General features: G+C 72.4%; 20 protein-coding genes. 8 read left to right on the forward strand and 12 right to left on the reverse strand.

The annotated features are described in order from the left end of the window. Window positions 1-89 precede the first annotated feature (89 nt). Entirely contained in the window at window positions 90-788 is a 699-nt protein-coding gene (locus ABZ876_RS14695) for a nucleoside/nucleotide kinase family protein (protein ID WP_361779611.1), read from the reverse strand. Between the two features lie 246 nt (window positions 789-1034). Between ABZ876_RS14695 and ABZ876_RS14700 the strand changes: the two genes are divergently transcribed. Both ABZ876_RS14700 and ABZ876_RS14705 read left to right on the forward strand, forming a co-directional pair. Then, entirely contained in the window at window positions 1035-1775 is a 741-nt protein-coding gene (locus ABZ876_RS14700) for a beta-phosphoglucomutase family hydrolase (protein ID WP_361779613.1), read from the forward strand. Continuing rightward, window positions 1772-4129, forward strand: coding sequence for a glycosyl hydrolase family 65 protein (locus ABZ876_RS14705; RefSeq protein WP_361779616.1), 2358 nt, complete (start codon window positions 1772-1774; stop codon window positions 4127-4129). Before ABZ876_RS14700 ends, ABZ876_RS14705 begins: the two co-directional genes overlap by 4 nt. A 109-nt stretch (window positions 4130-4238) precedes the next feature. Here the strand turns inward: ABZ876_RS14705 and ABZ876_RS14710 are convergent, their stop codons facing one another. From ABZ876_RS14710 to ABZ876_RS14730, 5 genes are all read right to left on the reverse strand, one after another. Continuing rightward, window positions 4239-5483 (reverse strand): serine hydrolase domain-containing protein, encoded by a 1245-nt coding sequence (locus tag ABZ876_RS14710; protein ID WP_361779619.1) that lies wholly within the window; start codon window positions 5481-5483, stop codon window positions 4239-4241. 152 nt (window positions 5484-5635) lie between these two features. Then, window positions 5636-6931 (reverse strand): CAP domain-containing protein, encoded by a 1296-nt coding sequence (locus tag ABZ876_RS14715; RefSeq protein WP_361779622.1) that lies wholly within the window; start codon window positions 6929-6931, stop codon window positions 5636-5638. A 129-nt stretch (window positions 6932-7060) separates the two neighbouring features. Continuing rightward, the gene (locus ABZ876_RS14720; RefSeq protein ID WP_361779624.1) at window positions 7061-7366 is read right to left on the reverse strand and encodes a YkvA family protein; all 306 of its coding nucleotides are present in this window, start codon (window positions 7364-7366) and stop codon (window positions 7061-7063) included. 125 nt (window positions 7367-7491) lie between these two features. Next, window positions 7492-7875 (reverse strand): hypothetical protein, encoded by a 384-nt coding sequence (locus ABZ876_RS14725; RefSeq protein WP_361779627.1) that lies wholly within the window; start codon window positions 7873-7875, stop codon window positions 7492-7494. Window positions 7876-8223: 348 nt separating this feature from the next. Continuing rightward, the gene (locus ABZ876_RS14730; protein WP_361779630.1) at window positions 8224-9144 is read right to left on the reverse strand and encodes a MurR/RpiR family transcriptional regulator; all 921 of its coding nucleotides are present in this window, start codon (window positions 9142-9144) and stop codon (window positions 8224-8226) included. 202 nt (window positions 9145-9346) lie between these two features. On the opposite strand from ABZ876_RS14730, the gene ABZ876_RS14735 reads away from it, so the two are divergent. Next, window positions 9347-9736: a hypothetical protein gene (locus tag ABZ876_RS14735; RefSeq protein ID WP_361779633.1), complete on the forward strand. Its 390-nt coding sequence runs from the start codon at window positions 9347-9349 to the stop codon at window positions 9734-9736. Between the two features lie 97 nt (window positions 9737-9833). Beyond that, window positions 9834-10847 carry an alpha/beta hydrolase gene (locus ABZ876_RS14740; RefSeq protein ID WP_361779636.1) on the forward strand — a complete coding sequence of 338 codons (1014 nt, stop codon included), beginning with the start codon at window positions 9834-9836 and terminating at the stop codon, window positions 10845-10847. Between the two features lie 20 nt (window positions 10848-10867). Here the strand turns inward: ABZ876_RS14740 and ABZ876_RS14745 are convergent, their stop codons facing one another. Further along, window positions 10868-11728, reverse strand: coding sequence for a hypothetical protein (locus ABZ876_RS14745; protein WP_361779639.1), 861 nt, complete (start codon window positions 11726-11728; stop codon window positions 10868-10870). Between the two features lie 95 nt (window positions 11729-11823). Here ABZ876_RS14745 and ABZ876_RS14750 point away from each other — a divergent pair, with 95 nt between their 5' ends. Next, window positions 11824-12807: an aldo/keto reductase gene (locus ABZ876_RS14750; protein WP_361779642.1), complete on the forward strand. Its 984-nt coding sequence runs from the start codon at window positions 11824-11826 to the stop codon at window positions 12805-12807. A gap of 86 nt (window positions 12808-12893) precedes the next feature. On the opposite strand, the gene ABZ876_RS14755 is transcribed toward ABZ876_RS14750, so the two are convergent. Continuing rightward, window positions 12894-13181 carry a hypothetical protein gene (locus ABZ876_RS14755; protein WP_361779645.1) on the reverse strand — a complete coding sequence of 96 codons (288 nt, stop codon included), beginning with the start codon at window positions 13179-13181 and terminating at the stop codon, window positions 12894-12896. A 248-nt stretch (window positions 13182-13429) separates the two neighbouring features. Between ABZ876_RS14755 and tgmA the strand changes: the two genes are divergently transcribed. Both tgmA and tgmB read left to right on the forward strand, forming a co-directional pair. Then, window positions 13430-13621: a putative ATP-grasp-modified RiPP gene (gene tgmA, locus ABZ876_RS14760; protein ID WP_361779648.1), complete on the forward strand. Its 192-nt coding sequence runs from the start codon at window positions 13430-13432 to the stop codon at window positions 13619-13621. 15 nt (window positions 13622-13636) lie between these two features. Continuing rightward, window positions 13637-14593 carry an ATP-grasp ribosomal peptide maturase gene (gene tgmB / locus ABZ876_RS14765; protein WP_361779651.1) on the forward strand — a complete coding sequence of 319 codons (957 nt, stop codon included), beginning with the start codon at window positions 13637-13639 and terminating at the stop codon, window positions 14591-14593. Window positions 14594-14646: 53 nt separating this feature from the next. Here tgmB and ABZ876_RS14770 read toward each other — a convergent pair whose 3' ends face one another. The 3 genes from ABZ876_RS14770 to ABZ876_RS14780 form a co-directional block, all read right to left on the reverse strand. Then, the gene (locus tag ABZ876_RS14770) at window positions 14647-16248 is read right to left on the reverse strand and encodes a protein kinase (protein ID WP_361779654.1); all 1602 of its coding nucleotides are present in this window, start codon (window positions 16246-16248) and stop codon (window positions 14647-14649) included. 176 nt (window positions 16249-16424) lie between these two features. Further along, window positions 16425-17657 (reverse strand): 4-hydroxybenzoate 3-monooxygenase, encoded by a 1233-nt coding sequence (locus tag ABZ876_RS14775; protein ID WP_361779657.1) that lies wholly within the window; start codon window positions 17655-17657, stop codon window positions 16425-16427. A 57-nt stretch (window positions 17658-17714) separates the two neighbouring features. Then, window positions 17715-18686, reverse strand: coding sequence for an LLM class F420-dependent oxidoreductase (locus ABZ876_RS14780; RefSeq protein ID WP_361779660.1), 972 nt, complete (start codon window positions 18684-18686; stop codon window positions 17715-17717). A gap of 177 nt (window positions 18687-18863) precedes the next feature. Between ABZ876_RS14780 and ABZ876_RS14785 the strand changes: the two genes are divergently transcribed. After that, window positions 18864-20327, forward strand: coding sequence for a serine hydrolase domain-containing protein (locus tag ABZ876_RS14785; RefSeq protein WP_361779663.1), 1464 nt, complete (start codon window positions 18864-18866; stop codon window positions 20325-20327). Window positions 20328-20366: 39 nt separating this feature from the next. Here the strand turns inward: ABZ876_RS14785 and ABZ876_RS14790 are convergent, their stop codons facing one another. Continuing rightward, window positions 20367-21167, reverse strand: coding sequence for a protein phosphatase 2C domain-containing protein (locus ABZ876_RS14790; RefSeq protein WP_361779666.1), 801 nt, complete (start codon window positions 21165-21167; stop codon window positions 20367-20369). Window positions 21168-21237 lie beyond the last annotated feature (70 nt).

The following is a 21237-nucleotide window of genomic DNA, read 5'->3' on the forward strand; positions in this document are numbered from 1 at the left end:
CGTACGGCGGCCGCTCACCCTGAGCCGTACGCTCCCGTGTCCGCTCCAGCGGTACGGGCGTGTCGTGCCCCCCTCGCACGACACGCCCGTCACCGGCGCGGCCCGCTGCGCGCCCCGCCGGCGACCCCCCCGGCGCCCGGCGCGTACGGTGCCGGCAGCGCGGCCGCCGGCACCACCAGGTCCGCTCGGTCCCTGGTCGTCGCCACCAGCTCCGCGTTGCGCTGGTCCGTGCCGCCGACCCACGCCACCGCGCTCGCGTGGTCCCTGCCGAACTCCTCGTGGCGCGCCACCAGCCGCCGCACGCGTTCCCGCTCGGCGATCTCGCAGAACCACACCTCGTCCAGCAGCGGCCGGACCCGCGCCCAGGCCCCCGTCTCCAGCAGCAGGTAGTTGCCCTCCGTCACCACGAGGCGCGCCGACGGCGGCACCGGGACCGCTCCCGCGACCGGCTGCTCCAGGACCCGTTCGAAGCCCGGCGCATACACGATCCCGCCGTCCACGTCCTCGCGCAGCCGCCGCAGCAGCGCGGCGTAGCCGGCCGGGTCGAACGTGTCCGGGGCGCCCTTGCGGTCGCGGCGGCCCAGGCGGTCCAGCTCGACGTCCGCCAGGTGGAAGCCGTCCATCGGGACGTGCGCCACCCACGGCGGTTTGTCGCCGTTCAGTTCCCGGACCAGACGCTCGGCGAGCGTCGTCTTGCCCGCCCCGGGGCTTCCGGTGATGCCGAGGATCGCACGGCGACCGGGGCGCCCGAGGGACGCGGCCCGCTTCAGGAGGTCGTCGAAAGTCATAGGTCTGGTGTCCGCGCTCGCTGCCGGCTGGTGGGGAGCCCGCTCGGGCGGCGGGCCGGGTCACGCCATTGGACCACCGGTGCACCCGGCAACGCGAGATGGGGAGGCCGGCGGTCCCTCCACGCCGGAAAAGCTGCCCGTTCGTGGCCCGCGCCGGCTCCTCGGGTGCGCCCACCGCGGGTGTGTGCCGACGGAATGTGGCTTTCGCCACCCCTTGTACGGCGCTCATGGGGGAAGGTGGCTCCTATGACAGAGCTCGGTCTTCCGGACGGCATCCAGGCCTGCCTCTTCGACCTCGACGGGGTCATCACCAAGACCGCCGTCGTCCACGCGGCCGCATGGAAACAGACGTTCGACGACTTCCTGCGCCGACGGGACGGGGAGTCCTTCCGCCCGTTCGACGAGGTCGCCGACTACGACGAGTACGTCGACGGGCGCCCCCGCGCCGACGGCGTCCGCACCTTCCTGGCCTCCCGCGGCATCCGGCTGCCCGAGGGCGCCCCCGACGACCCGGCCGACCGCGATACCGTCCACGGCCTCGGCAACCGCAAGAACGAACTGCTGCTGGAACTGATCCGCACCCGTGGTGTCGAGGCGTACGACGGCACCATCCGCTACATCGAGGCCGCGCGCGCCGCCGGGCTGCGCACGGCCGTCGTCTCCTCCAGCGCCAACTGCCGCGATGTGCTGCGCTCGATCGGCGCCGAGGACCTCTTCGACGTGCGCGTCGACGGGATCGTGGCCGCCGAGCGGCATCTGCCGGGCAAACCGCACCCCGACACCTTCCTCGCCGCCGCCCGGGACCTCGACGTCGAGGCGAAGGCCGCCGCCGTCTTCGAGGACGCGCTGGCGGGCATGGACGCCGGGCGCTCGGGGCACTTCGGGTACGTCGTCGGAGTGGACCGTGTCGGCCAGGCGGACGCGCTGCGGGCCCACGGCGCCGATGTCGTCGTACGGGATCTCGCGGAACTGGGGGAGCGCTCGTGATCACGCAGACGTCGTACACCGTCGAACCCTGGGTGCTGCGCGAGCGGGGGCTCCATCCCGACGTCCTGCCGCAGAGCGAATCGGTGTTCGCGCTGTCCAACGGGCACGTCGGCTGGCGGGGCAACCTGGACGAGGGGGAGCCGCACGGACTCCCGGGCTCCTACCTCAACGGCGTCCACGAACTGCACCCGCTGCCCTACGCGGAGGCGGGGTACGGCTACCCCGAGTCGGGGCAGACCGTCATCAATGTCACCAACGGGAAGATCATCCGTCTGCTCGTGGACGACGAGCCCTTCGACCTGCGCTACGGCCGGCTGCGCTCCCACGAACGCGTGCTCGACCTCCGGGCCGGCACGCTCACCCGGACCTGCGAGTGGACCTCGCCCGCCGGCACCACGGTCCGGGTGCGCTCCACACGCCTCGTCTCCTTCACCCAGCGGGCGATCGCCGCGGTCGCCTACGAGGTGGAGGCCGTCGACGGACCGGCCCGGGTCGTGGTGCAGTCGGAGCTGGTCGCCAACGAGCAACTGCCGGGCCACAACGGCGATCCGCGGGCCGCCGTGGTCCTGGAGTCCCCGCTGGAGGCCGAGGAGCAGTTCGCGAAGGACGGCCGGCTGCGGCTGGTGCACCGCACCCGCAGGAGCGGCCTCAGGGTAGGCGCCGCCGCCGACCACCTCGTCAGCGGCCCGGACCCCACCACCACCGAGAGCGAGGCGACCGATCATCTCGCCCGTCTCACCATCGCCTCCGCGCTGGACCCGGGGGAACGGCTGCGGGTGGAGAAGTTGGTCTCGTACGGCTGGTCGGGCACCCGCTCGCTGCCCGCCATCAGCGACCAGGTGGACGCGGCGCTGGCCGCCGCCGCCGGCGTGGGCTGGTCCGGCCTCCTCGCCGAACAGCGTGCCTATCTGGACGAATTCTGGGCGCGTTCCGACGTCGAGATCGACGGCGACGAGCAGATCCAGCAGGCCGTACGCTTCGCGCTGTTCCATGTGCTCCAGGCCGGGGCCCGGGCCGAACAGCGGGCGATCCCCGCCAAGGGGCTGACCGGGTCCGGCTACGACGGTCACGCCTTCTGGGACACCGAGATGTTCGTTCTGCCCCTGCTCACCTACACCTCGCCCGGCGCGGTCGCCGAAGCGCTCCGGTGGCGGCAGAGCACCCTGCCCGCGGCCCGGGAGCGGGCCGTGCAACTCGGCCTGCGCGGAGCCGCGTTTCCCTGGCGGACCATCGAGGGGTCGGAGGGGTCGGCGTACTGGCCGGCGGGCACCGCCGCGTTCCATGTGAACGCCGACATCGCCGACGCCGTCGTCCGGTACACCTCCGCCACCGGGGACGAGCAGTTCGAACGCGACACCGGGGTGGAACTGCTGGTGGAGACGGCCCGGTTGTGGAGGTCGCTCGGTCATCACGACCACCGCGGCACGTTCCACCTCGACGGGGTGACCGGCCCGGACGAGTACAGCGCGGTCGCCGACGACAACACGTACACCAACCTGATGGCCCGGGCGAACCTGCTGGCCGCGGTCGACGTCGTCGAGCGTCATCCGCGCCGGGCCGCGGAGCTGGGCGTCGACGAGGAGGAGAGCGCGGCCTGGCGGGACGCCGCGGAGGCGATGCACCTCCCGTACAACGACGAACTGGGAGTGCACGAGCAGCACGCCGGTTTCACCCGCTACCAGCGCTGGGACTTCGCCTCGACGCGCCCCGACCAGTATCCGCTGCTGCTGCACTTCCCGTACTTCGACCTGTACCGCAAGCAGGTGGTCAAGCAGGCGGACCTGGTCCTGGCGATGTACACGTGCAGCCCCCACTTCGACGCGGAGCACAAGGCCCGCAATTTCGCCTACTACGAGCCGCTCACCGTGCGTGACTCGTCCCTGTCCGCGTGCTGCCAGGCGGTCATGGCGGCCGAGACGGGCCATCTGCGCCTCGCCTATGACTATCTGCACGAGGCCGCGCTGATGGATCTTCAGGACCTGGAGCACAACACCCGCGACGGCCTGCACATCGCGTCCCTGGCCGGAACCTGGATGGCGCTGGTCGCGGGCTTCGGCGGCATGCGCCACCACGGGGAGCGGGTCGCGTTCGCGCCACGCCTGCCGGAGCAGTTCGGCCGGCTGGCCTTCACCCTCGAACTGCGCGGCTGCCGACTGCGGGTGGAGATCGGCCGCACGGCGGCCACGTACACCCTGCTGGGGCGCGGCCCGCTGACGATCCATCACCACGGTGAGCCGCTCACCCTGGACGCGGAGAAGCCGCAGACCCGCGACATCCCGCCCGTCAAGCCCCGCCCGGCCCCGGACCAGCCCTTGCACCGGCGGCCGAACCACCAACCCGGAGGGGAGGGGTGACGGCGGCCCCGTCACCGGGTGCGACGCCTGACGCCGGCGCACGTCCGGGCCCGCCGCCCGGCCGCGCACCGGCGCGGCCGGGGACGGACCCCGGCCGCACGGGAGTGCTTCAGTCGCGGGTGACGGACGGGGCGATGTCCTCGTGCCGCTCGGCCGGAGCCGCCCCACGGGTGACGGATGTGGTTGACTGCGCGCCGCAGAAGGCGGCTTCGAGCGTGCGGGCCATGGTGCCGAGGACCGAGGCGTTGTTCGAGGTGTTCGCGAGCGCCGTGACGCTGCGCCTGCCGTCCTGTGAGGTGAACGCGTAGGTGTAGTACCCCTGGACGGTGCCTGTGTGACCCACCACCGAGATGCCGCACGACAGGTCCCGGCGGCGCAACCCGAGACCGTAGCCCTGGGTGCTGTTGACCGGCTGCCACTGCCTCATCTGCGCCAACCGCGCGGCGGAGAGCAGCTTCCCCCGCATCAGCGCCGAGAAGAAGGTGTTCAGATCGCGGGTGCTGGAGATCATCGCACCCGCGCTCTGTGCCCATGACACGGTCTGCTCGGTGGAGTCCACGAGAGCCGCACCGGCCTGGTCGGGCGTGAGGTAGCCGTTCGCGTGCCGCCCCGGGATCGCGGTGTCCGGGTGGACGTAGAACGTGTCGCGCAGCCCCAGCGGGTTGATGATCCGTCCGAGGTACTCCGTCCGCACGGAGTGCCCCGTCAGCTTCTCGATGAGCATGCCGGCGACGACGAAGTTGGTGTTCGAGTACGAGTACGCCGCCCCCGGCGCATTGGTGAGCGGCTTCGCCAGCGACAGCTTCACCAGGTCCTGGTAGGAGAAGACCTTGTTGCGCACCGCCTCGAAGCCCGGCACCGTCTTCTCGAACATGTCGTTGGTGTAGTCGTACAGGCCGCTGCGGTGGCTGAGCACATGACGCACCGTGATCCGGTCGTCGGGCAGCAGCCCCGGCAGGTACGAGTTCACCGAGGCGTCGAGGTTCAGCTTGCCCTGGTCGACGAGTTGCAGCAGGACGACCGTGGAGAAGCTCTTGGTGACGCTGCCGATCCGGAATCGGTCGGTGGCGCTGATGCCCCGCCCGGTGGACCGGTCGGCGACACCCTCGGCCGCCGTGTGCACCGTGCCGTTGTCGTCGACGCGCGCCATCGCGCCAGGGGCGCCCTGTGTCAGCGCCGTGCGCAACACGCCGTCCAGACGGGACATGTCGGGCGCCGGCAGTTTCCCGGCCGTGGCCGCCCTGGTGGTGGGGCCGGGGGTGGCCGTCGTGGTGGCGGCCTGCGCGGGGACCGCCAGGAGGGACAGCAGGACCGCGCCGAGCGCCGTGCCCCTGCCCACCGTTGCTGAGACCATCAGCTCTTCTCTCCCAGTTTCCTTCTCCCGGTGCCGGTTTCCGGCACGGACCGCGCCCGGAAGGGGCGCCGGCATCATCTCTACGCGCCTTAGGGGTGGTTGGGTTGCACCCACGCGGGAAAGTCGCCGGGGAGTGTGAGGAACTCGGGGCGTCAGCCGCCGAACAACTGCGTCCAGTACGTGCCGTCCCGGCCGCCGCCCGTGAAACCGACCCCCAGGTGGGAGAAGGCGGGCCCGAGGATGTTGGCCCGGTGGCCCGGGCTGTCCATCCAGCCGTGGACGACTTCGGCGGGGGAGCGCTGTCCGCAGGCGATGTTCTCGCCCACCCTGCGGTGACGGGACCCCGCGGCTGCCGCGCGGTCCCAGGGCTCACGACCGTCGGGCGAGGTGTGCGCGTAGAAGGCGTGCGCCACCATGTCGGCGCTGTGCGCCTGGGCCACCGCCGCGAGCAGCGGGTCGGCGGCGAGCGGGGGCAGGCCGACCGCGGCCCGCTCGGCGTTGGTCAGGGCGAGCACCTCCGTCACCGTCCGCGCCGGCCCGGCCGGGGTGAAGGGCCGGGCCCACAGTGCCGTCCAGTACAGGTCGCCCGAGCGCCGGTCCGGGACGCACGCCCATCCGGCCTCGGTGAACGCCGGTTCGCACAGGGTCCGGCGCGACCGCTCCTCGGACAGGCAGTACTGCACGAACTCGGCCGCAGTGCGCGGACCGGAGACGAGATGCTCGCCGACCGTCAGATACGCGTATCCGCACGCCGTGATCCGCTGGTGGACGGAGGTGCCGTCCGCGCCCTCGGAGGCCGGCGCCCCCCGGGCCGCCATACCGGAGGAGTGGGCCCGCGCCGCCGCGGCGAGCCGTGGGTCGAGCGTCACGGCCGGGGAACCGGCCTCGGCACGGGCGGCGTTGACGAGGGCGAGGAAACCGTCGGAGCCAGGCGCGTGCACCGGCCCCGGCCCCGGTCGAGGCGTCGAGGGGGCTTCCTCGGTCACCTCCACCCCGAAGTCCCGGGCCAGACCCGCGAGTCCGTCCGCGTATCCCTGGCCGAGCGCCCGCAGCTTCCAGGCCGGCCCCCGCCGGTACAGCTCGGCGAGCAGCAGGACGGTCTCCCGCTGCGCGGGCGGCGGGGCGAACCGGGCGACGGGACGGCCGCCGGCGTCCGTGACGTGCAGCGTCGGGGCGGGCAGGGCCCCCAGGGCACCGGAAGTGGCGGCCGGGCTCAGGACCACCGTCACGCCGTCCGCTCCGGCCCTCAACCCGGCCGGACGAATGCCCCCGTCGAACAGCCGCACCCCGGGCGCGGAGCGCTGGTTGTAGTCCACGAAGTCCGCGTCGTCCCGCACCCTGCCACCGGCGTCCGTGACGAGCGCACACAGGTCGAAGGGTCCCGGCACCCGGAGCGTCAGGGTGCCGTCCGGCAGGGGCAGATTGCCCCCGGGAATCAGCTCGCTCATCCCGCCGCCCGTCCGTGCCGTTGCCGTTGCCGTTGCCGTTGCCGTTGCCGCTGCCGCTGCCGCTGCCGCTGCCGCTGCCGCTGCCGTTGCCGCTGCCGCGGCGCGGGCGGTGGAGCGGACCGCCGCCCGTCAGTCGGACAACGCGCTGTCACCGCGCCCGGGTTCCCGTACCGGTACGGCGGCCCGCATCGACTTCAGGGCCAGCAGCAGGACGGCGATGTCGTCCAGATAGACGGGGTCGGGCAGCAGATCGGTCGGCAGCACGAGGTACAGGACCGCGCCCCAGAACACCCATCGGGGTCCCGTCGGCAGTCCTGCACGGCGCAGGTCGCGGCGCGTGCGGACCAGCCTCAGCAGCAGCGCGAGCGCCACGCCGAGCAGGGCCGCCGCGAGAACCGCGACGACGGCGATCACGGTCCAGCTCGTGGAGTCCATGCACAGCTCCAGGGCATCCGTAGGAGTCGTCCTCTCCTACGGATGCCCGGCTTCGCGGTGGACAGTGCCTGTGCCGGGCCGCATGACCCGGACGGTGGCGGCGGGCGGGGGCGTACGCGCCGCGGTCAGTGGCCGCGCGAGCCGCTGCTCTCCACCAGGGCCTGGGTGACCGCGCGCACGCTGCGTGCGATGTGCTGGAGCTGCATCACCTCGGCGGCGTACAGCCTGATCGTGTGCTCGATGACCGACTCCGGCAGGCCCAGCTGTGGCAGCTCGTACCGCGCGGTCTGGAGCGCGGTCCGGGCGACCCGCACCTCCTGCTGCACCTGGATCTGCGCATGCCGGGCGAGCAGGACGGGGTGGCGGATCAGGGCCGGGTAGCTGGCGTAGCGGGCAGGGACGAGTTCGCGCAGCCATTTGGCGGCCGATCGCTCCCAGTCGTAGCTACCGGGTGTTTTGACCTGGCACGGCCAGTCCGAGCTGATCGGCGAGTACGTCGTCAAGGCCATGGTCTTCGCTTCCGGGTCACGTCGGCTCAGGGTGTGCGGCAACTTGGGGGCGGCTCCGGTCTAGGGGAGGGCCGGAGCCGCCGCCATGGACGCCCGCGCAAGCGGGTCCCGGCCGGACATCCGGCGCCCGTGGGTAGGAGCGGACGGCCCTGGTTGTCCGTACGGCGTGCGCCGGGAGGGGAAGCCCGGATCACGATCCGCGAGCAGTATTTATATATACCGGCAGGTACGCAAGGACATGGAAAAATTCACCAGCGGGTTGGTGCGGAAAGTCCCATCTTGTGTGGGTGAAGGGACGGTCTCCGTACGGCCGGCTGCAACGGACCGAGGACGGGCGGCGCCGTCCCGTCACTCCTTGAGGAAGAACTGATGCTGGTCCGCGATCTGCTCGTACTCCTCGAGGCGGGCCTGCGTCCGCTCCGGATCGGCGTCGGTCATGGCCTGCAGAAGGGCGGCGGCCATCAGACCGGGGGCGGCGTACGAGTCGAAGACCAGGCGCGAGCCGGTGCCGGTGGCGAACACGACATCGGCCTCGTCGGCCAGCGGTCCAAAGGCCAGATCGGTGATCAGGGCGACCTTGAGCCCCGCGCTGCGCGCCACCCGCACCGCGGTCAGGCTCTCCTGGGCGTGCCGGGGCATCCCGAACGCCAGCACCCAGGTACCGCCGGCCTCCCGTGACTGGAGCAGCGCGTCATAGGCGACGGTGCCGCCACGGGTCACCAGCCGTACATCGGGATGGACTCGGCGCGCCCCGTACGCGAAGTACTCGGCGAGCGAACCGGAGATGCGCAGGCCCATCACGGTCAGCGGTGTCGACTGCGACAGCGCCTGCCCCACGCGGATCACCTGGTCCGGGTCCGCGAGGTCCCGGCGCAGGTTCTCCAGGTTCTCGATCTCCGCGTCCACGGCCGCCTGGAGCTCGTTGCTGCGCTGCTCCGCCGGGGTGCCCGGACTGCCGAGGCTGCTCAGCGCGATGGCCTGGAGCTTCTCCCGCAGCGCCGGATAACCGCTGAAACCGACGGCCGCGGCGAAACGCGTCACCGAGGGCTGGCTGACGCCCACCCGCTCGGCCAGGTCCGTGATCGACAGGAACGCGGCCTCGGTGATGTGCTCGATCAGGTACTGGGCGATACGGCGATGTCCGGGGGACAGTCGCGGACCGTCGAACAGCTCTCTGAGCTGGGACGTCGGGCTGGCTCCCATTTCCGGGGCCGTCTTGCCCGCAGTGATCGCAGAGGTCTGCGCGCGTGCCTGCTGCGGCGATGGCACCGGACCGCCTCCTTCATGTCCGTAGGCCTTCAACATAGCTCACCGACAGCGCTGACCAGGGCCCTTACGGCCGACAATCACTGCCGGCTCCCGACAGGCGCACGCGTCGCTTCGGCCGTACCGTCGTGCATGGAGGCCGGGGGGAGGGGTACCCGCGTCCGCCCAGGACGGAAGCGTCGGCCCACGAAGGAGAGGAGCGGCCGTGAACTCGCCCCAAGCGCACGCACCCGAGGTCGAGGTGGTGGTCAGCGACTGCTCGGCGACGGACGCCGGGAGCCTGTTCGCCGAACTGTGCCGGCACTTCGGCTCGGACCGTTGCGCCGAGGACGTACCGCGCGAGACCGCAGGGTCCCGGCCGACGATGTGGACCGGCCGGTTCGACACCTCGGCGTCCCCTGGGGAGTCCTCGGCGACGCCGTCGCCACCGTCCTTGTCCGGCCCCGTGAAGGCCGAAATCCAGGGCGAGCCCCGGGCGGTGGAACGCGTGCGCCGCGCCCTGGACGAAACGTTCGTCGTGCAGCAGCTGGGCGTGGTGGCCGGGGACCAGGAGGTCGAGGTCGAGCTCCAGCTGGAGAGCCGTAGGCCGGCCTGAGTCCACCGTCCGACCGGCGACACGGAACCGTCGCACCGACAGTAGGGAGAGGGCGCGGCCGTGCGCGCCCTCTCGTACCTGTGACCGAGGAGCAGCCATGAGTGCCGAGCCCACGACCTCCCGGGCTGCCGAGGACGATGGGACGGTCCCTCCGCCGCCGCCCTTCGATCCCGAGCTGGCGGCCGCTCTGGAACCGCTCGCCTGCCGGCTGTCGCCGGGGTTCCCTCCCGAGGCGATCCCCGAGGTGCGGGCGGGCGCCCTCGTCGAACCGCCCTCGGACGAGGACCTGGGCCGTGAGGGCACCTTCGAGGTCGAGGAGCGAGCGGTGCCGGGGCCGGCCGGAGCCCCGGACGTCTCCCTGCTCGTCTGCCGGCCGACGGGGGCGAGCCGCCCGCTGCCGGCCCTCTACTGCATCCACGGCGGCGGGATGATCCTCGGCAACAACCGGGCGGGCGTGGACGAAGCGCTCGACTGGGCCGGTGAACTGGGGCTCGCGGTGGTCTCGGTGGACTACCGGCTGGCTCCCGAACATCCGCACCCGGCCCCGGTCGAGGACTGCTACGCGGGCCTTGGGTGGATCGCCGGGAACGCCGAGGAACTCGGTATCGACCCGCGGCGGATCGTCATCGCAGGCAGCAGCGCCGGCGGCGGCCTGACCGCGGCACTTGCCCTGCTCGCCAGGGACCGCGGCGGTCCGGCCCTCTTCGGGCAGATGCTGCTGTGCCCGATGCTTGACGACCGCAACGACTCGGTCTCCGCCCGCCAGATGGCCGGACGCGGCATGTGGGACCGTACCGCGAACGAGACCGGCTGGGGCGCGCTGCTCGGCGACGCGCGCGGCGGCCCGGACGTGCCGCCGTATGCCGCACCGGCCCGGGCCACCGAACTGTCCGGGCTCCCGCCCGCCTTCATCGACGTCGGTTCCGCGGAGACCTTCCGGGACGAGGCCGTCGCCTACGCCACCCGCATCTGGCAGTCGGGCGGCCGCGCCGAACTGCATGTCTGGCCGGGTGGGTTCCACGGGTTCGACGGGCTCGCCCCGCAGGCCGCGCTCTCCCGGGAGGCCCGGGCGGCCCGGGAGCGCTGGCTACGCCGGCTGCTGGGCTCCTGAGCCGGGACCGCGACCCGCGCTCACCGCAAGGAAGCCCCGCCGGGACGAACCGCTCCCGCGCCCTGCAGGAACCGGTGGAGGGAGGCCTTCAGCGCGGCGACGAAGGCGTCACGGGTCCGGCCGGGTACCAGGTCGAGGGACAGATAGGGGTTGAGGTCCTCCAGCTCGACCAGCAGCAGCTCACCCTCCCGGGTGCGGCAGGCGTCCACGCGCTGGATGCCGTGGTCGAGGGTGTTCCAGTCGATGAAGCGCCGGGCGAAGGCCAGATCGGCGTCCGTGGGCTCGTAGGGTTCGAGGACCCAGCGCCGCTCGGGGTCCGGGGCGTGCAGCGCGTACTGGAAGGCGTCGTCGACGTAGTAGAACGACACCTCGTAGCGGAAGTCGATGCGGGGCTGGACCAGGATGCCGCCCCAGGTGACCTCCGCCAGCCGGGGGAGGGGCAGGAAGTCAAGGCCTATGGAGTCCGCCCCGGCCTTCGGCTTCACGGCGTACTGGGCCGCCTCGGGCAGCCGGCCGAGGTCCTCGGGGCGGTCCACGGTGGGGATCACCGGGAATCCGGCTGCGGTCAGGTCCAGCAGATACCGCTTGCCGGCCATGTCGGCCCGCCCGGTCAGCGGGTTGTACACCCGGGTGCCGTGCGCGGCGGCCCGGGCGCGGAAGGCGTCGTAGGCCTCCTGGTAGTGCAGCACCGGTCCGCTGTTGCGCACGACGACGGCGTCGAAGCCGTCCATGAGCGCGGCCGCGTCCAGCGGATGGCACAGGGCGATGTCGAAGTCCGCACGCAACCGGGAGGACAGGTCGATGTCCTCGTCGCAGTAGCGCCGCCCGCGCGCCGGGTAGGCCAGGTCGGTCACGTACAGCAGGCGGGGGCGGGCGGGCATGGGCGTCTCCTCGGTCGTCGCTGCACAATCTAGTGTGTGCGGCGCGCAGGACGGGCGTTCCGTGCTCCGGGGGGCCCGGGTGACACACTGGCCGCATGGAAGAGCGAGAATTCCGCAGGTCGGGGCAGCACGCGTCGGTCATCGGCCTCGGCACCTGGCAACTCGGAGCGGACTGGGGCGACGTCGACGACAAGGACGCTCACGACGTGCTGGAGGCGGCCGCCGAGTCGGGCGTGACGTTCTTCGACACCGCCGACGTGTACGGCGACGGGCGCAGCGAGCAGGCCATCGCCGCCTGCCTGCTGGGCAGGCCCGACCTGCATGTGCTGGTGGCGACCAAGATGGGGCGCCGCGTCGACCAGATCCCGCAGAACTACGTCCTGGACAACTTCCGCGTCTGGAACGACCGCTCCCGGCGCAATCTCGGCGTCGACTGTCTCGACCTGGTGCAGCTTCACTGCCCGCCGACGCCCGTCTACTCCTCCGACGAGGTGTACGACGCCCTCGACACGCTGGTCGAGGAGGGCCGGGTCGCCGCGTACGGCGTGAGCGTCGAGACCTGCGCCGAGGCGCTCACCGCGATCGCCCGCCCGAACGTGGCGAGCGTGCAGATCATCCTCAACCCGTTCCGGATGAAGCCGTTGCGCGAGGTGCTCCCGGCGGCGCGGGAGGCGGGTGTGGGCATCATCGCCCGAGTGCCGCTCGCCTCCGGCCTGCTGTCGGGGAAGTACACCAAGGACACGGTCTTCGCCGCGAACGACCACCGTTCCTTCAACCGCCACGGAGAGGCCTTCGACCAGGGCGAGACCTTCTCCGGCGTGGACTACGAGACGGGCGTGGAGGCGGCGGCGGAGTTCGCCGCCCTCGCCCCCGAGGGCTTCACCCCGGCCCAGACGGCGCTCGCCTGGATCATTCAGCAGCCCGGCGTGACCTCGGTGATCCCCGGCGCCCGTTCGGTGGATCAGGCCCGCGCCAACGCGGCGGTCGCCAAGCTGCCTCCGCTGTCCCGGGAGACTCTCGACGCGATCGGGGAGCTGTACGACCGGCGGATCAAGGATCAGGTCGAGGGCCGCTGGTAGGTGCCGCCCGGCGTACCGGTCGTCAGCCGACGAGCCGTCGGTCCGTCGAAGCGGAGCCGCCGCCGGCCGTCCTCGCCGAGCGGTCGTCAGGCAGTCAGGGCGGAGCGGCCGGCGCGGATCGTGCCCCGCGCCGCGGCCCGTACCCGGTAGGTGGTCTTGGCCCGGTCCACCACGGGATCGCCGAGCACGATGCGCCCCGCCACGAGCAGTGCGTCGCACTCGTCGGTGGGCAGTGCCGTATGACGGCCGCCGGACTGCCAACAGCCGTACCGGCGGCGCCCGTCGGCATGCACGGTGAGGAAGACCGGCAGGCGCTGGTCCATGATCAGGCGCAGCACTTCGGCAGCACGGGCACTGAGCCGAGGGCGCGTCATGGTGGGTCAGCCTTTCGGGGGCACGGGCGGGCGGTCCTCCCGCCCCGGTCGCGATGATCTTTACCCGCATTGTCGCCGAGTGCACTGACAGCGCGCATCCGGCGTGCCGAGGACTGCCCCTGAAGTCAACGTGCCGGTCCCGACAATGTGATGACCTTCACCCTGATGTGGCGGAAAGTGATGAATTCCTTACGGGGTAGAGACGTAAAAGGTTGCGAAGAGGCAACTTTCGACCGTGGAGGTTTTCCGTGCGACCGTTCACCCTCAACTACGCCGTGCCCCAACGGCTTCCGGCCGTGGTGACGCCGTATCACTTCGACGCATCCCGGCAGCTGAACGTGCTGCCCGACGGCCGTCTCGCCGTGAGCGACCGTGCGCTGCTGCACGCGGCCGGTACGACGACGTCCACCGCCGGCTCCCAGACGCACTTCGACGACTGACGGCGGCGCACCCGGATGACGGTCCTCATCCTCACGTCCGAGCAGGACGTGACCGCCGACATGGCGGTGGCCCAGCTACAGGAGCGGGGCGTTCCCGTGATGCGCCTGGATCCCGCCGATCTCCCCGGCAAGGCGGTACTGTCCGCCGACTACGCCCACGGCGACTTCGACGGCCATCTCTCCGTCAACGGGCACGTCCTGAGCATGGGTGGCCTGCGCTCGGTGTGGGTGCGCAGGCCGGGTGAGCCCGCGGCGCACGCCGCGGAGGCCTCCGCGTGGCTGACCGCCGAGACCCGCCAGGCCCTGTACGGAATGCTCTACTCGGCCACGACCCGTTGGATGAACCACCCCCGCAACGCCGACCAGGCCCGGTACAAGCCGTGGCAGTTGCGGATCGCCCATCTCAGCGGCTTCGCCGTGCCGCCCACCGTCATCACCACCGCCCCGCGCGTCGCCCAGCAGTTCGCCGAGGAGTACCGGGACGTGGTCGTGAAGTCGGCCTCGGGGCCACCGCCGGACGATCCCGGGCTGGCGCTACCCACCACGCTCATCGGACCCGACACCGACTTCTCCGCCGTGGCGGCGGGTCCCGCCCTGCTCCAGCGCTATATCCCCAAGCGCGCCGACATCCGGCTGACCTGCGTCGGCACCCGGCTGTTCGGCGCGCGCAAGAGGGCCGCGCCGGGACAGATCGACGGCCGGTACGGCGACACCGAGCACCTCTGGGAGACGACGGTGGTGCCGGAGCGCGTCGTGAAGTCGGTGCACGAGTACCTCACGCTGTCCGGACTCGCCTACGCGGCCTTCGACTTCGCCGAGGACGAGGAGGGGCTGTGGTGGTTCCTGGAGTGCAACCAGGGCGGGCAGTTCGGCTTCATCGAACTGGAGACCGGGCAGCCGATCGCCGAGGCGGTCGCCCTGTGGCTGGCCCAGCGGACGCCGGACCGCCGTCACCCGGAGAGCCGCCGGTGACCCGCGCCGCCGGGGCGGACGCACCGGGGCCCCGTGACGACGGGGCCCCGCCGTCACCGCTCCGTCGGGCGGAAGGATCCCAGGATGACGTTCAGCGCCTGCCGGTCGGCGGCGCCGTCCGCGTCGGCGGCCGGAGTCGTCCAGCGCAGGGAGAAGCCGCGGCCGCCTCCGGTGAGGAAGCCGCGGCCGAAGGTGCGCACCCGGACGCCGTCCACCGTGGACAGCCACACCATGTCGGCGCCCTGGTAACCCTGGTACGTCACGGAGCGGATGGTGCCCACGCGGGCGTAGTCGCCGTAGGCGCTCCGAAGGGACGGCTCCAGGTCCCGCCAGACCGCGACCGGGTCCTGGCCGAGGCGCACGCCTTCGGTGACCGTCAGCGTGCGCGGATCCCCGCTCGCACCGAAGGTCACTCTGTAGGTGTCCTCGGCCGCCTGGTACGTGCGCAGGCGCTTCCATCCCCGCGGCAGGTCGACGGAGAAGCCCTCGGGCGCGACATAGCGGTTGAAGCCGCCGTCCGGATCGCCGGAAGGGCCCGACGGGGACGGGGCCGCCGTTCCACCGGTTCCGGGAGGGGACGTCTTGCGGTCGGCGCTGTCGCCGGACGGGGTCGCCGACGTAGACGGCGCGCCGGAACGTGACGGCTGCGCACCGGCCGAAGGGGTGCCGCCGGGCCCGCCCGCCGTGACGAGGACGGCGACCGACGAGGCCGCGACCACCAGAGCCGCCCCCGCCAGCGCCGACCGGCGCACGGCAGGACTGCTCCAGGCGCGTCCCGCCCGGTGCGCCACCAGCCACGCAGCGCCGAAGCGCGGTGTCAGCGCCTCAGGCGCGGAGCTCTCCACGTCGTCGTTCAGGATGCGCGTCAGGGAGGCACGCACCACCGGCTCCGGCACCCGCTCCAGGGCGTCCCGGCGCAGCAGCCCCGTGACGGCCGGGGCGAGCGGGCCGGCGTTCACCGGGGAGCGCAGCGGCAACCGCTCCACCGCGCGCAGCGTCGCCTCGGCGGGCCCCCGGTCCTTGAACGGCGGACGGCCCTCCGCCATCGCGTACAGGAGCGCACCCAGCGCCCACTGGTCGGCCTCCGGCCCGGCGCTCGACCCGCGGGCCTGTTCGGGGGCGGCGTACGACGGTGCGCTGACCCGCTGGGTGACGGACGCGCCGATCAGCCCGAACCCGGTCACCACGACGCTGCCGTCCTTGCCCACGAACACCTGGCCGGGGCTCAGGTCGCCGTGGGTGATGCCCCTGCGGTGGGCGGCCTCCAGCACGTCCAGGATGCCGAGGCCGATCCGGGCGGCGCGCACGTAGTTGAGGGGGCCGCGGGCCAGGATCTCGCCCAGCGGTGTGCCCTCGATCCGTTCCGTCACGGTCCACAGGACACCGTTGTCCTCGACCGCGTCCAGGACGGTGGCGACCCCGGCCGGGCACAGCAGTTGCATCGCCTCCGATTCGCGCAGGATCCGGGTCACCGTGCGGCGTGCGCCGGCCTCGGGACGCAGCGGAGCGAGCCGCGACCCGACGAGCGTGACCGGCCGCCCGAACTCCAGGTCCTCGGCCAGAGCGACGGTCCGTCCCTCCTCCTGGTGGACGACCCCGAGCGTCCGGTACCGTCCGGCGATCAACTCCCTGGTGGAGACCTGCCCGTGGTCCATCGTCATCCCTCGCTGCGCACGGGACTCTCCCGTTTCCCGGATGTACGGCGGGCGTGACGGTGGGTGTTCAAAGGAAGGCGATTTCTCCGCACAGGAATTCGTCCGGCGTGAGTACGGAGCTCGCACATGCGCTCACACGTGCGAGAATAGCGTCCTGTCGACTACCGGCCGGTAAGTTACCGAGGGTTACCAATGGCGGTCGAGCCGATGTACGACTCCGCGAACGCGGCTGCCGCGGCGGGCGAGTGGAACAGCCGCCGCAACCGGGCCGTCGCGTTGCCCGCGCGGAACGGATCGCCGGACGAGGGACCGTGCAGCAGCTCGGAGAACCACTCCGAGAACTCCTGGTACTCCCACACCCGCCGAAGACAGGCCGCCGAGTAGCCGCGCAGTCCGCCGGTCCGGCCCGTGCTGTGGTACGCGATCAACGCGTCGGCGAGCAGCAGCGCGTCGTGCAGGGCGAGGTTCATGCCCTTCGCCGCGATCGGGGCGACGAGATGGGCGGCGTCGCCCGCGAGGAACAGCCTCCCGTACGCCATCGGCTGCACCACGTAGTTGTGCATGTCGAGGACCCGCTTCTCGATCAGCCGGCCCTCGGTCAGCGGCGCCGCCCCCGCCGCGGACAACCGCATGTGCAGCTCGGACCAGACGCGTTCGTCCGGCCAGTTGTCCGGGTCGTCGCCGGGCGGGCACTGGAGGTAGTAGCGGGTGACCTGCGGGCCGCGGGCCATGTGCGCGGCGAACCCCCGCGGATGGACCCCGAAGACCACGCAGTCGGACGACGGCGGCGCCTCGGCGAGCAGCGCCAGCCAGGCGACCCCGTAGTCGAGCCGCGCGAGGTGGGCACGCTCCGGTGGCAGCGCGGCCCGGCTCACCCCGCGGCCGCCGTCGCAGCCTGCGACGACATCGCAGGCGATCCGGCGGCGTACGCCCGAGTCCGGATCGGTGTACGACACCGACGGCCGCTCGGTGTCGATGTCGTGCAGCTCCACGTCGCGCACCTCGAAGCGGATGTCACCGCCCCTGACGTCCGCGTACTCCCGCACCAGGTCGGTGACGAGCAGCGGCTGGGGATACACGAAGTGGTGGTGACCGGAGATCTCCGTGTAGGGGAACCGGTGCCGTTCGCCCTCGACACGGAACTCGCAGGTGCTGTGCGTCGTCGCCCGCTCCAGCAGGCCCCCGGCGAGCCCGTGCCGCTCCAGCGCACGCACCGCCCACTCCTCCAGAAAGCCGGCCCTGGGCCGCCGCTCGATGAACTCCCGGCTCTCGGCCTCCAGGACGACGCAGTCGACGGAGGCATCCCGCAGGACGTTCGCAAGGGTCAGCCCGGCCGGCCCCGCGCCGACGATGACGACGGGCACGCGCCGCTCGGACGAGGGCACGGGGGTGGGGGAGAAGTCGATCATCCGCTCATTATGGCGGCGTACCGTCAACTCGGCCCCGGTGTGCCCCTGTCGCAGGGATCAGCGCAGGGCCTCCCGGAGCGCGGGCAGCAGTTCCTTGGCCGACCACTCGATGAACTCGCTCTGGCTGTCGCCCCCGACCTGCACCAGCGCGATCTCCGTGAACCCGGCCTCGGCATAGGGCCGTACGGCGTCGACGAAGTCCGCCGGATCGTCGCCGCACGGGATCGAGGAGGCCACGTCCTCGGGCCTGACGTACTGAGTGGCCGATGCGAACGAATCCGGGTGCGGCAGCTCCGAGTTGACCTTCCAGCCGCCGCCGAACCAGCGGAACTGCTCGTGGGCTCGCCGTACGGCGGTGTCCCGGTCCCGGTCGTAGCAGACCGGCAGCTGCCCCACCCGGGGCTTGCCCTCGCCGCCGTGCCGGTCGAAGGAGGCGAGCAGATCCCGCTTCGGCTCGGTGGCGATGACGAGGTCGGCGAGCCGGCCCGCCAGGGCGCAGGACCGCTCGCCGGACACGGCGATGCCGATCGGCGGCGGCTCGTCCGGCAGGTCCCACAGCCGGGCCGAGTCCACGCCGAAGTGCCTGCCCCGGTAGCTGACATGGCCGCCGCCGAACAGGTCGCGGATGATGCCGACCGCCTCTTCCAGCATCTCGTGGCGCACCTCGACCGACGGCCAACCCCGGCCCACCACATGCTCGTTGAGATTCTCACCGGAGCCGAGCCCCAGCCGGAACCTGCCCTGCGACAGCAGTTGCATGGTGGCGGCCTTCTGGGCCACCACCGCCGGGTGGTAGCGCACGCTGGGGCAGGTGACGTAGGTCATCAGCGGAATCCTCGAGGTGGCCTGCGCGGCGGCGCCCAGCACACTCCATGCGTACGGCGAGTGCCCCTGCTCCCGCAGCCACGGGAAGTAGTGGTCCGAGGTCACGGAGAAGTCGAAGCCGGCCTCCTCGGCCCGTACCACATGGTCGACCAGCTCACGCGGGCCCGCCTGCTCCGTCATCATCGTGTATCCGATGTGCACCATAAGTGCCCGAGTTCCCGGTCGGCGCACACGAAAACCGGACAGCACGACCGCCTCGCCGGGAGTCCCTTTCCGGCGGGATCATGGACATGCCCGGACCCGGACCGGAAGGATGGCGGATACAGCGAACCGCGAACCCCAGCCGTGCCCACCACCCGCGATCGCCAGGAGGCCCGCCGGATGAGTGCCCGTCCGTTGCCCGCCAGCACACCCGCCGAGCAAGGGGTCGACGCCCGCGGGATCCACGCGTTCCTCGACGCGGTCGAAGCGGCACCCGACATAGAGCCGCACAGCCTCATGATCCTCCGTCACGGCCGCCTGGTGGCCTCCGGCTGGTGGGCGCCGTACGCCGCCGACCGCCTCCACCTGCTGTACTCGCTCAGCAAGAGCTTCACCTCGACGGCCGCCGGAGTGGCCCTCGCCGAGGGGCTCATCGACCTCGACGCGCCCGTGATCTCGTACTTCCCGGACTTCGCGGCGGACATCACCGACCCCCGCAGCCGGGCCATGCTGGTCCGGCATGTCGCCTCCATGGCGAGCGGGCACCTCGCCGAGACCAACGACACGGCCTTCGGAACCGACCGGGCCGAACCCGTGCGCGGCTTCCTGCTGATCCCGCCGGACCGGGACCCCGGCACCGTCTTCGCCTACAACCAGCCCGCGACCTACACGCTCGCCGCGATCGTCCAGCGCTGCTCGGGCCAGTCGCTCACCGAGTATCTGCGCCCGAGGATCCTCGATCCGCTCGGCATCGGAGACGTCGCCTGGCTCCAGCATCCCCGCGGCCGCGACCTCGGCTTCAGCGGACTGCACGCCACCACGGACGCCGTCGCCCGCCTGGGCCTGCTGTACCTCCAGGACGGCGTCTGGGAGGGCAGGCGCCTGCTGTCCTCCTCCTGGGTCGCCGAGGCCACGCGCCCGCACATCTCCACCGCCGACGGCACACCCGAGGGCGCCCGGTCCGACTGGCAGCAGGGCTACGGCTTCCAGTTCTGGACGTCGCGGCACGGATACCGCGGCGACGGGGCGTACGGCCAGTTCTGCGTCGTCCTGCCGCGGCACGACGCCGTGATCGCCACCACCGCGGCGACCGAGCAGATGCAGACGCTGCTCGACGCGATGTGGAGCCATCTGCTGCCCGCTTTCGGACCCGACCCGCTGACGGGCCGTGACGACGAGGACAAGGCCCTTCAGCACCGGCTCGACCGGCTCGCCCTGCCCCCGGTCGCCGCCGACCCCGCGCCCCCGGCGGACTCCGGACGCTGGTCAGGGGCCCGCTTCACACCCGGGGACGGGCGCTGTGCCGCCCAGCCGAGCATGAACGTAGTCGAGGTCTCCGGCCCGGACGACGGCTGGACGGTGACCCTCGTGGAGGGCGACGACCGCCTCGTCCTCCGTCTTCCCCGCTCCGGCTGGACCGTCGACGACGGACCGGTCCCCACGGCCGCGAGCGGCGGCTGGACCAGCCCGGACACGCTGCGCCTCGACGTCCTGTTCCTGGAGACACCGCACCGCCTGACCGTGACCGCCACCCTCGACGCGGACGGCCCCGACGCCGGCACCTTCACCGCCCGCTGGCACACGACACCCCTGCACGGCGGTCCGCTGCGCCGCAACCGGGCGCCCCGCGGCATCCGCCGCTGAACCGCCGGCCTTGCCCGGCCGCCTCCGGGACAGGGGCTGTCAGCTGCCGAGGGATGCAGGCGGCACACGGATGACCGCCGCGGTGACGTTGTCCTCGCCACCCGCGTCCAGGGCCCGGCTCACCAGGGTGCGCGCATCGGCCAGTACATCCGGCTTCTGCCGCCCGAGTACCGTCAGCAGCCCGGCGGCGTCCGGGAGATGCCGCCACAGGCCGTCCGTGCACAGCAGCAGACGGCCGCGCACCCGGGGTCTGTGCCCCCGCACCTGCGCGGTCACCGGCCCCGCGTCGGCGCCGAGCCAGGCGGTGAGGGCGTCGCGTTCGCTTGTGTCGTCCTCGGACATCAGCAGGCCCGGTCCCTCGCCGGGCAGCCAGTAGGCCCGGCTGTCGCCCACCCAGGCGCTCCAGATCCCCTCCGGGCCGGCGACCCCCGCGACGAACGTACAGGCGGGTGCATCGTCCCGCGCGGCGGCCAGTGCGCTCACCGCCCGGTCCGCGCGCCCGGCGGCCTCGGTGAGCGCCACCTCCGGCACCTCCCCCTCCCGCAACCCTGCGATCAGGGCCGCCGCCCCGGCCTCCGCGGCGACCCGGGCCGCACGCTCCGGGCGCGGTGCCAGGGACACCCCGTCACACACCACGCCGACCGTCCACACCCCGGTGGCGGCCAGCGTCAGGGAGTCCGCGTTGACCTCCCGCCGGTGGCCCCGGTCGCTGACTCCCGCCGCGTCGGCGCCCACCGTGATCTCCACATGCGCGCGGAACGCCTGCTGTGGCGCGCCGCAGTGCCGGCAGACACCGTCGGGCGCCACCTCGCCGCCGCACCGGACACATTCCGTGTTCATGGTCATCAGCCGGGAAACCCGTCAGGCCCGATACCGCCGTAGCCCCGGAAGGGAAGCCGGCGACGGGCCG

The sequence above is a fragment of the Streptomyces sp. NPDC046931 genome, assembly GCF_040644655.1.
GTDB lineage: Bacteria > Actinomycetota > Actinomycetes > Streptomycetales > Streptomycetaceae > Streptomyces.

Coding starts and splice junctions, on each gene's coding strand:
- ABZ876_RS14695 (WP_361779611.1), bottom strand. CDS start 788: ATGACTTTCGACGACCTCCTGAAGCGGGCCGCGTCCCTCGGGCGCCCC.
- ABZ876_RS14700 (WP_361779613.1), top strand. CDS start 1,035: ATGACAGAGCTCGGTCTTCCGGACGGCATCCAGGCCTGCCTCTTCGAC.
- ABZ876_RS14710 (WP_361779619.1), bottom strand. CDS start 5,483: ATGGTCTCAGCAACGGTGGGCAGGGGCACGGCGCTCGGCGCGGTCCTG.
- ABZ876_RS14715 (WP_361779622.1), bottom strand. CDS start 6,931: ATGAGCGAGCTGATTCCCGGGGGCAATCTGCCCCTGCCGGACGGCACC.
- ABZ876_RS14720 (WP_361779624.1), bottom strand. CDS start 7,366: ATGGACTCCACGAGCTGGACCGTGATCGCCGTCGTCGCGGTTCTCGCG.
- ABZ876_RS14725 (WP_361779627.1), bottom strand. CDS start 7,875: ATGGCCTTGACGACGTACTCGCCGATCAGCTCGGACTGGCCGTGCCAG.
- ABZ876_RS14740 (WP_361779636.1), top strand. CDS start 9,834: ATGAGTGCCGAGCCCACGACCTCCCGGGCTGCCGAGGACGATGGGACG.
- ABZ876_RS14745 (WP_361779639.1), bottom strand. CDS start 11,728: ATGCCCGCCCGCCCCCGCCTGCTGTACGTGACCGACCTGGCCTACCCG.
- ABZ876_RS14750 (WP_361779642.1), top strand. CDS start 11,824: ATGGAAGAGCGAGAATTCCGCAGGTCGGGGCAGCACGCGTCGGTCATC.
- ABZ876_RS14755 (WP_361779645.1), bottom strand. CDS start 13,181: ATGACGCGCCCTCGGCTCAGTGCCCGTGCTGCCGAAGTGCTGCGCCTG.
- tgmB (WP_361779651.1), top strand. CDS start 13,637: ATGACGGTCCTCATCCTCACGTCCGAGCAGGACGTGACCGCCGACATG.
- ABZ876_RS14770 (WP_361779654.1), bottom strand. CDS start 16,248: ATGGACCACGGGCAGGTCTCCACCAGGGAGTTGATCGCCGGACGGTAC.
- ABZ876_RS14775 (WP_361779657.1), bottom strand. CDS start 17,657: ATGATCGACTTCTCCCCCACCCCCGTGCCCTCGTCCGAGCGGCGCGTG.
- ABZ876_RS14780 (WP_361779660.1), bottom strand. CDS start 18,686: ATGGTGCACATCGGATACACGATGATGACGGAGCAGGCGGGCCCGCGT.
- ABZ876_RS14785 (WP_361779663.1), top strand. CDS start 18,864: ATGAGTGCCCGTCCGTTGCCCGCCAGCACACCCGCCGAGCAAGGGGTC.
- ABZ876_RS14790 (WP_361779666.1), bottom strand. CDS start 21,167: ATGAACACGGAATGTGTCCGGTGCGGCGGCGAGGTGGCGCCCGACGGT.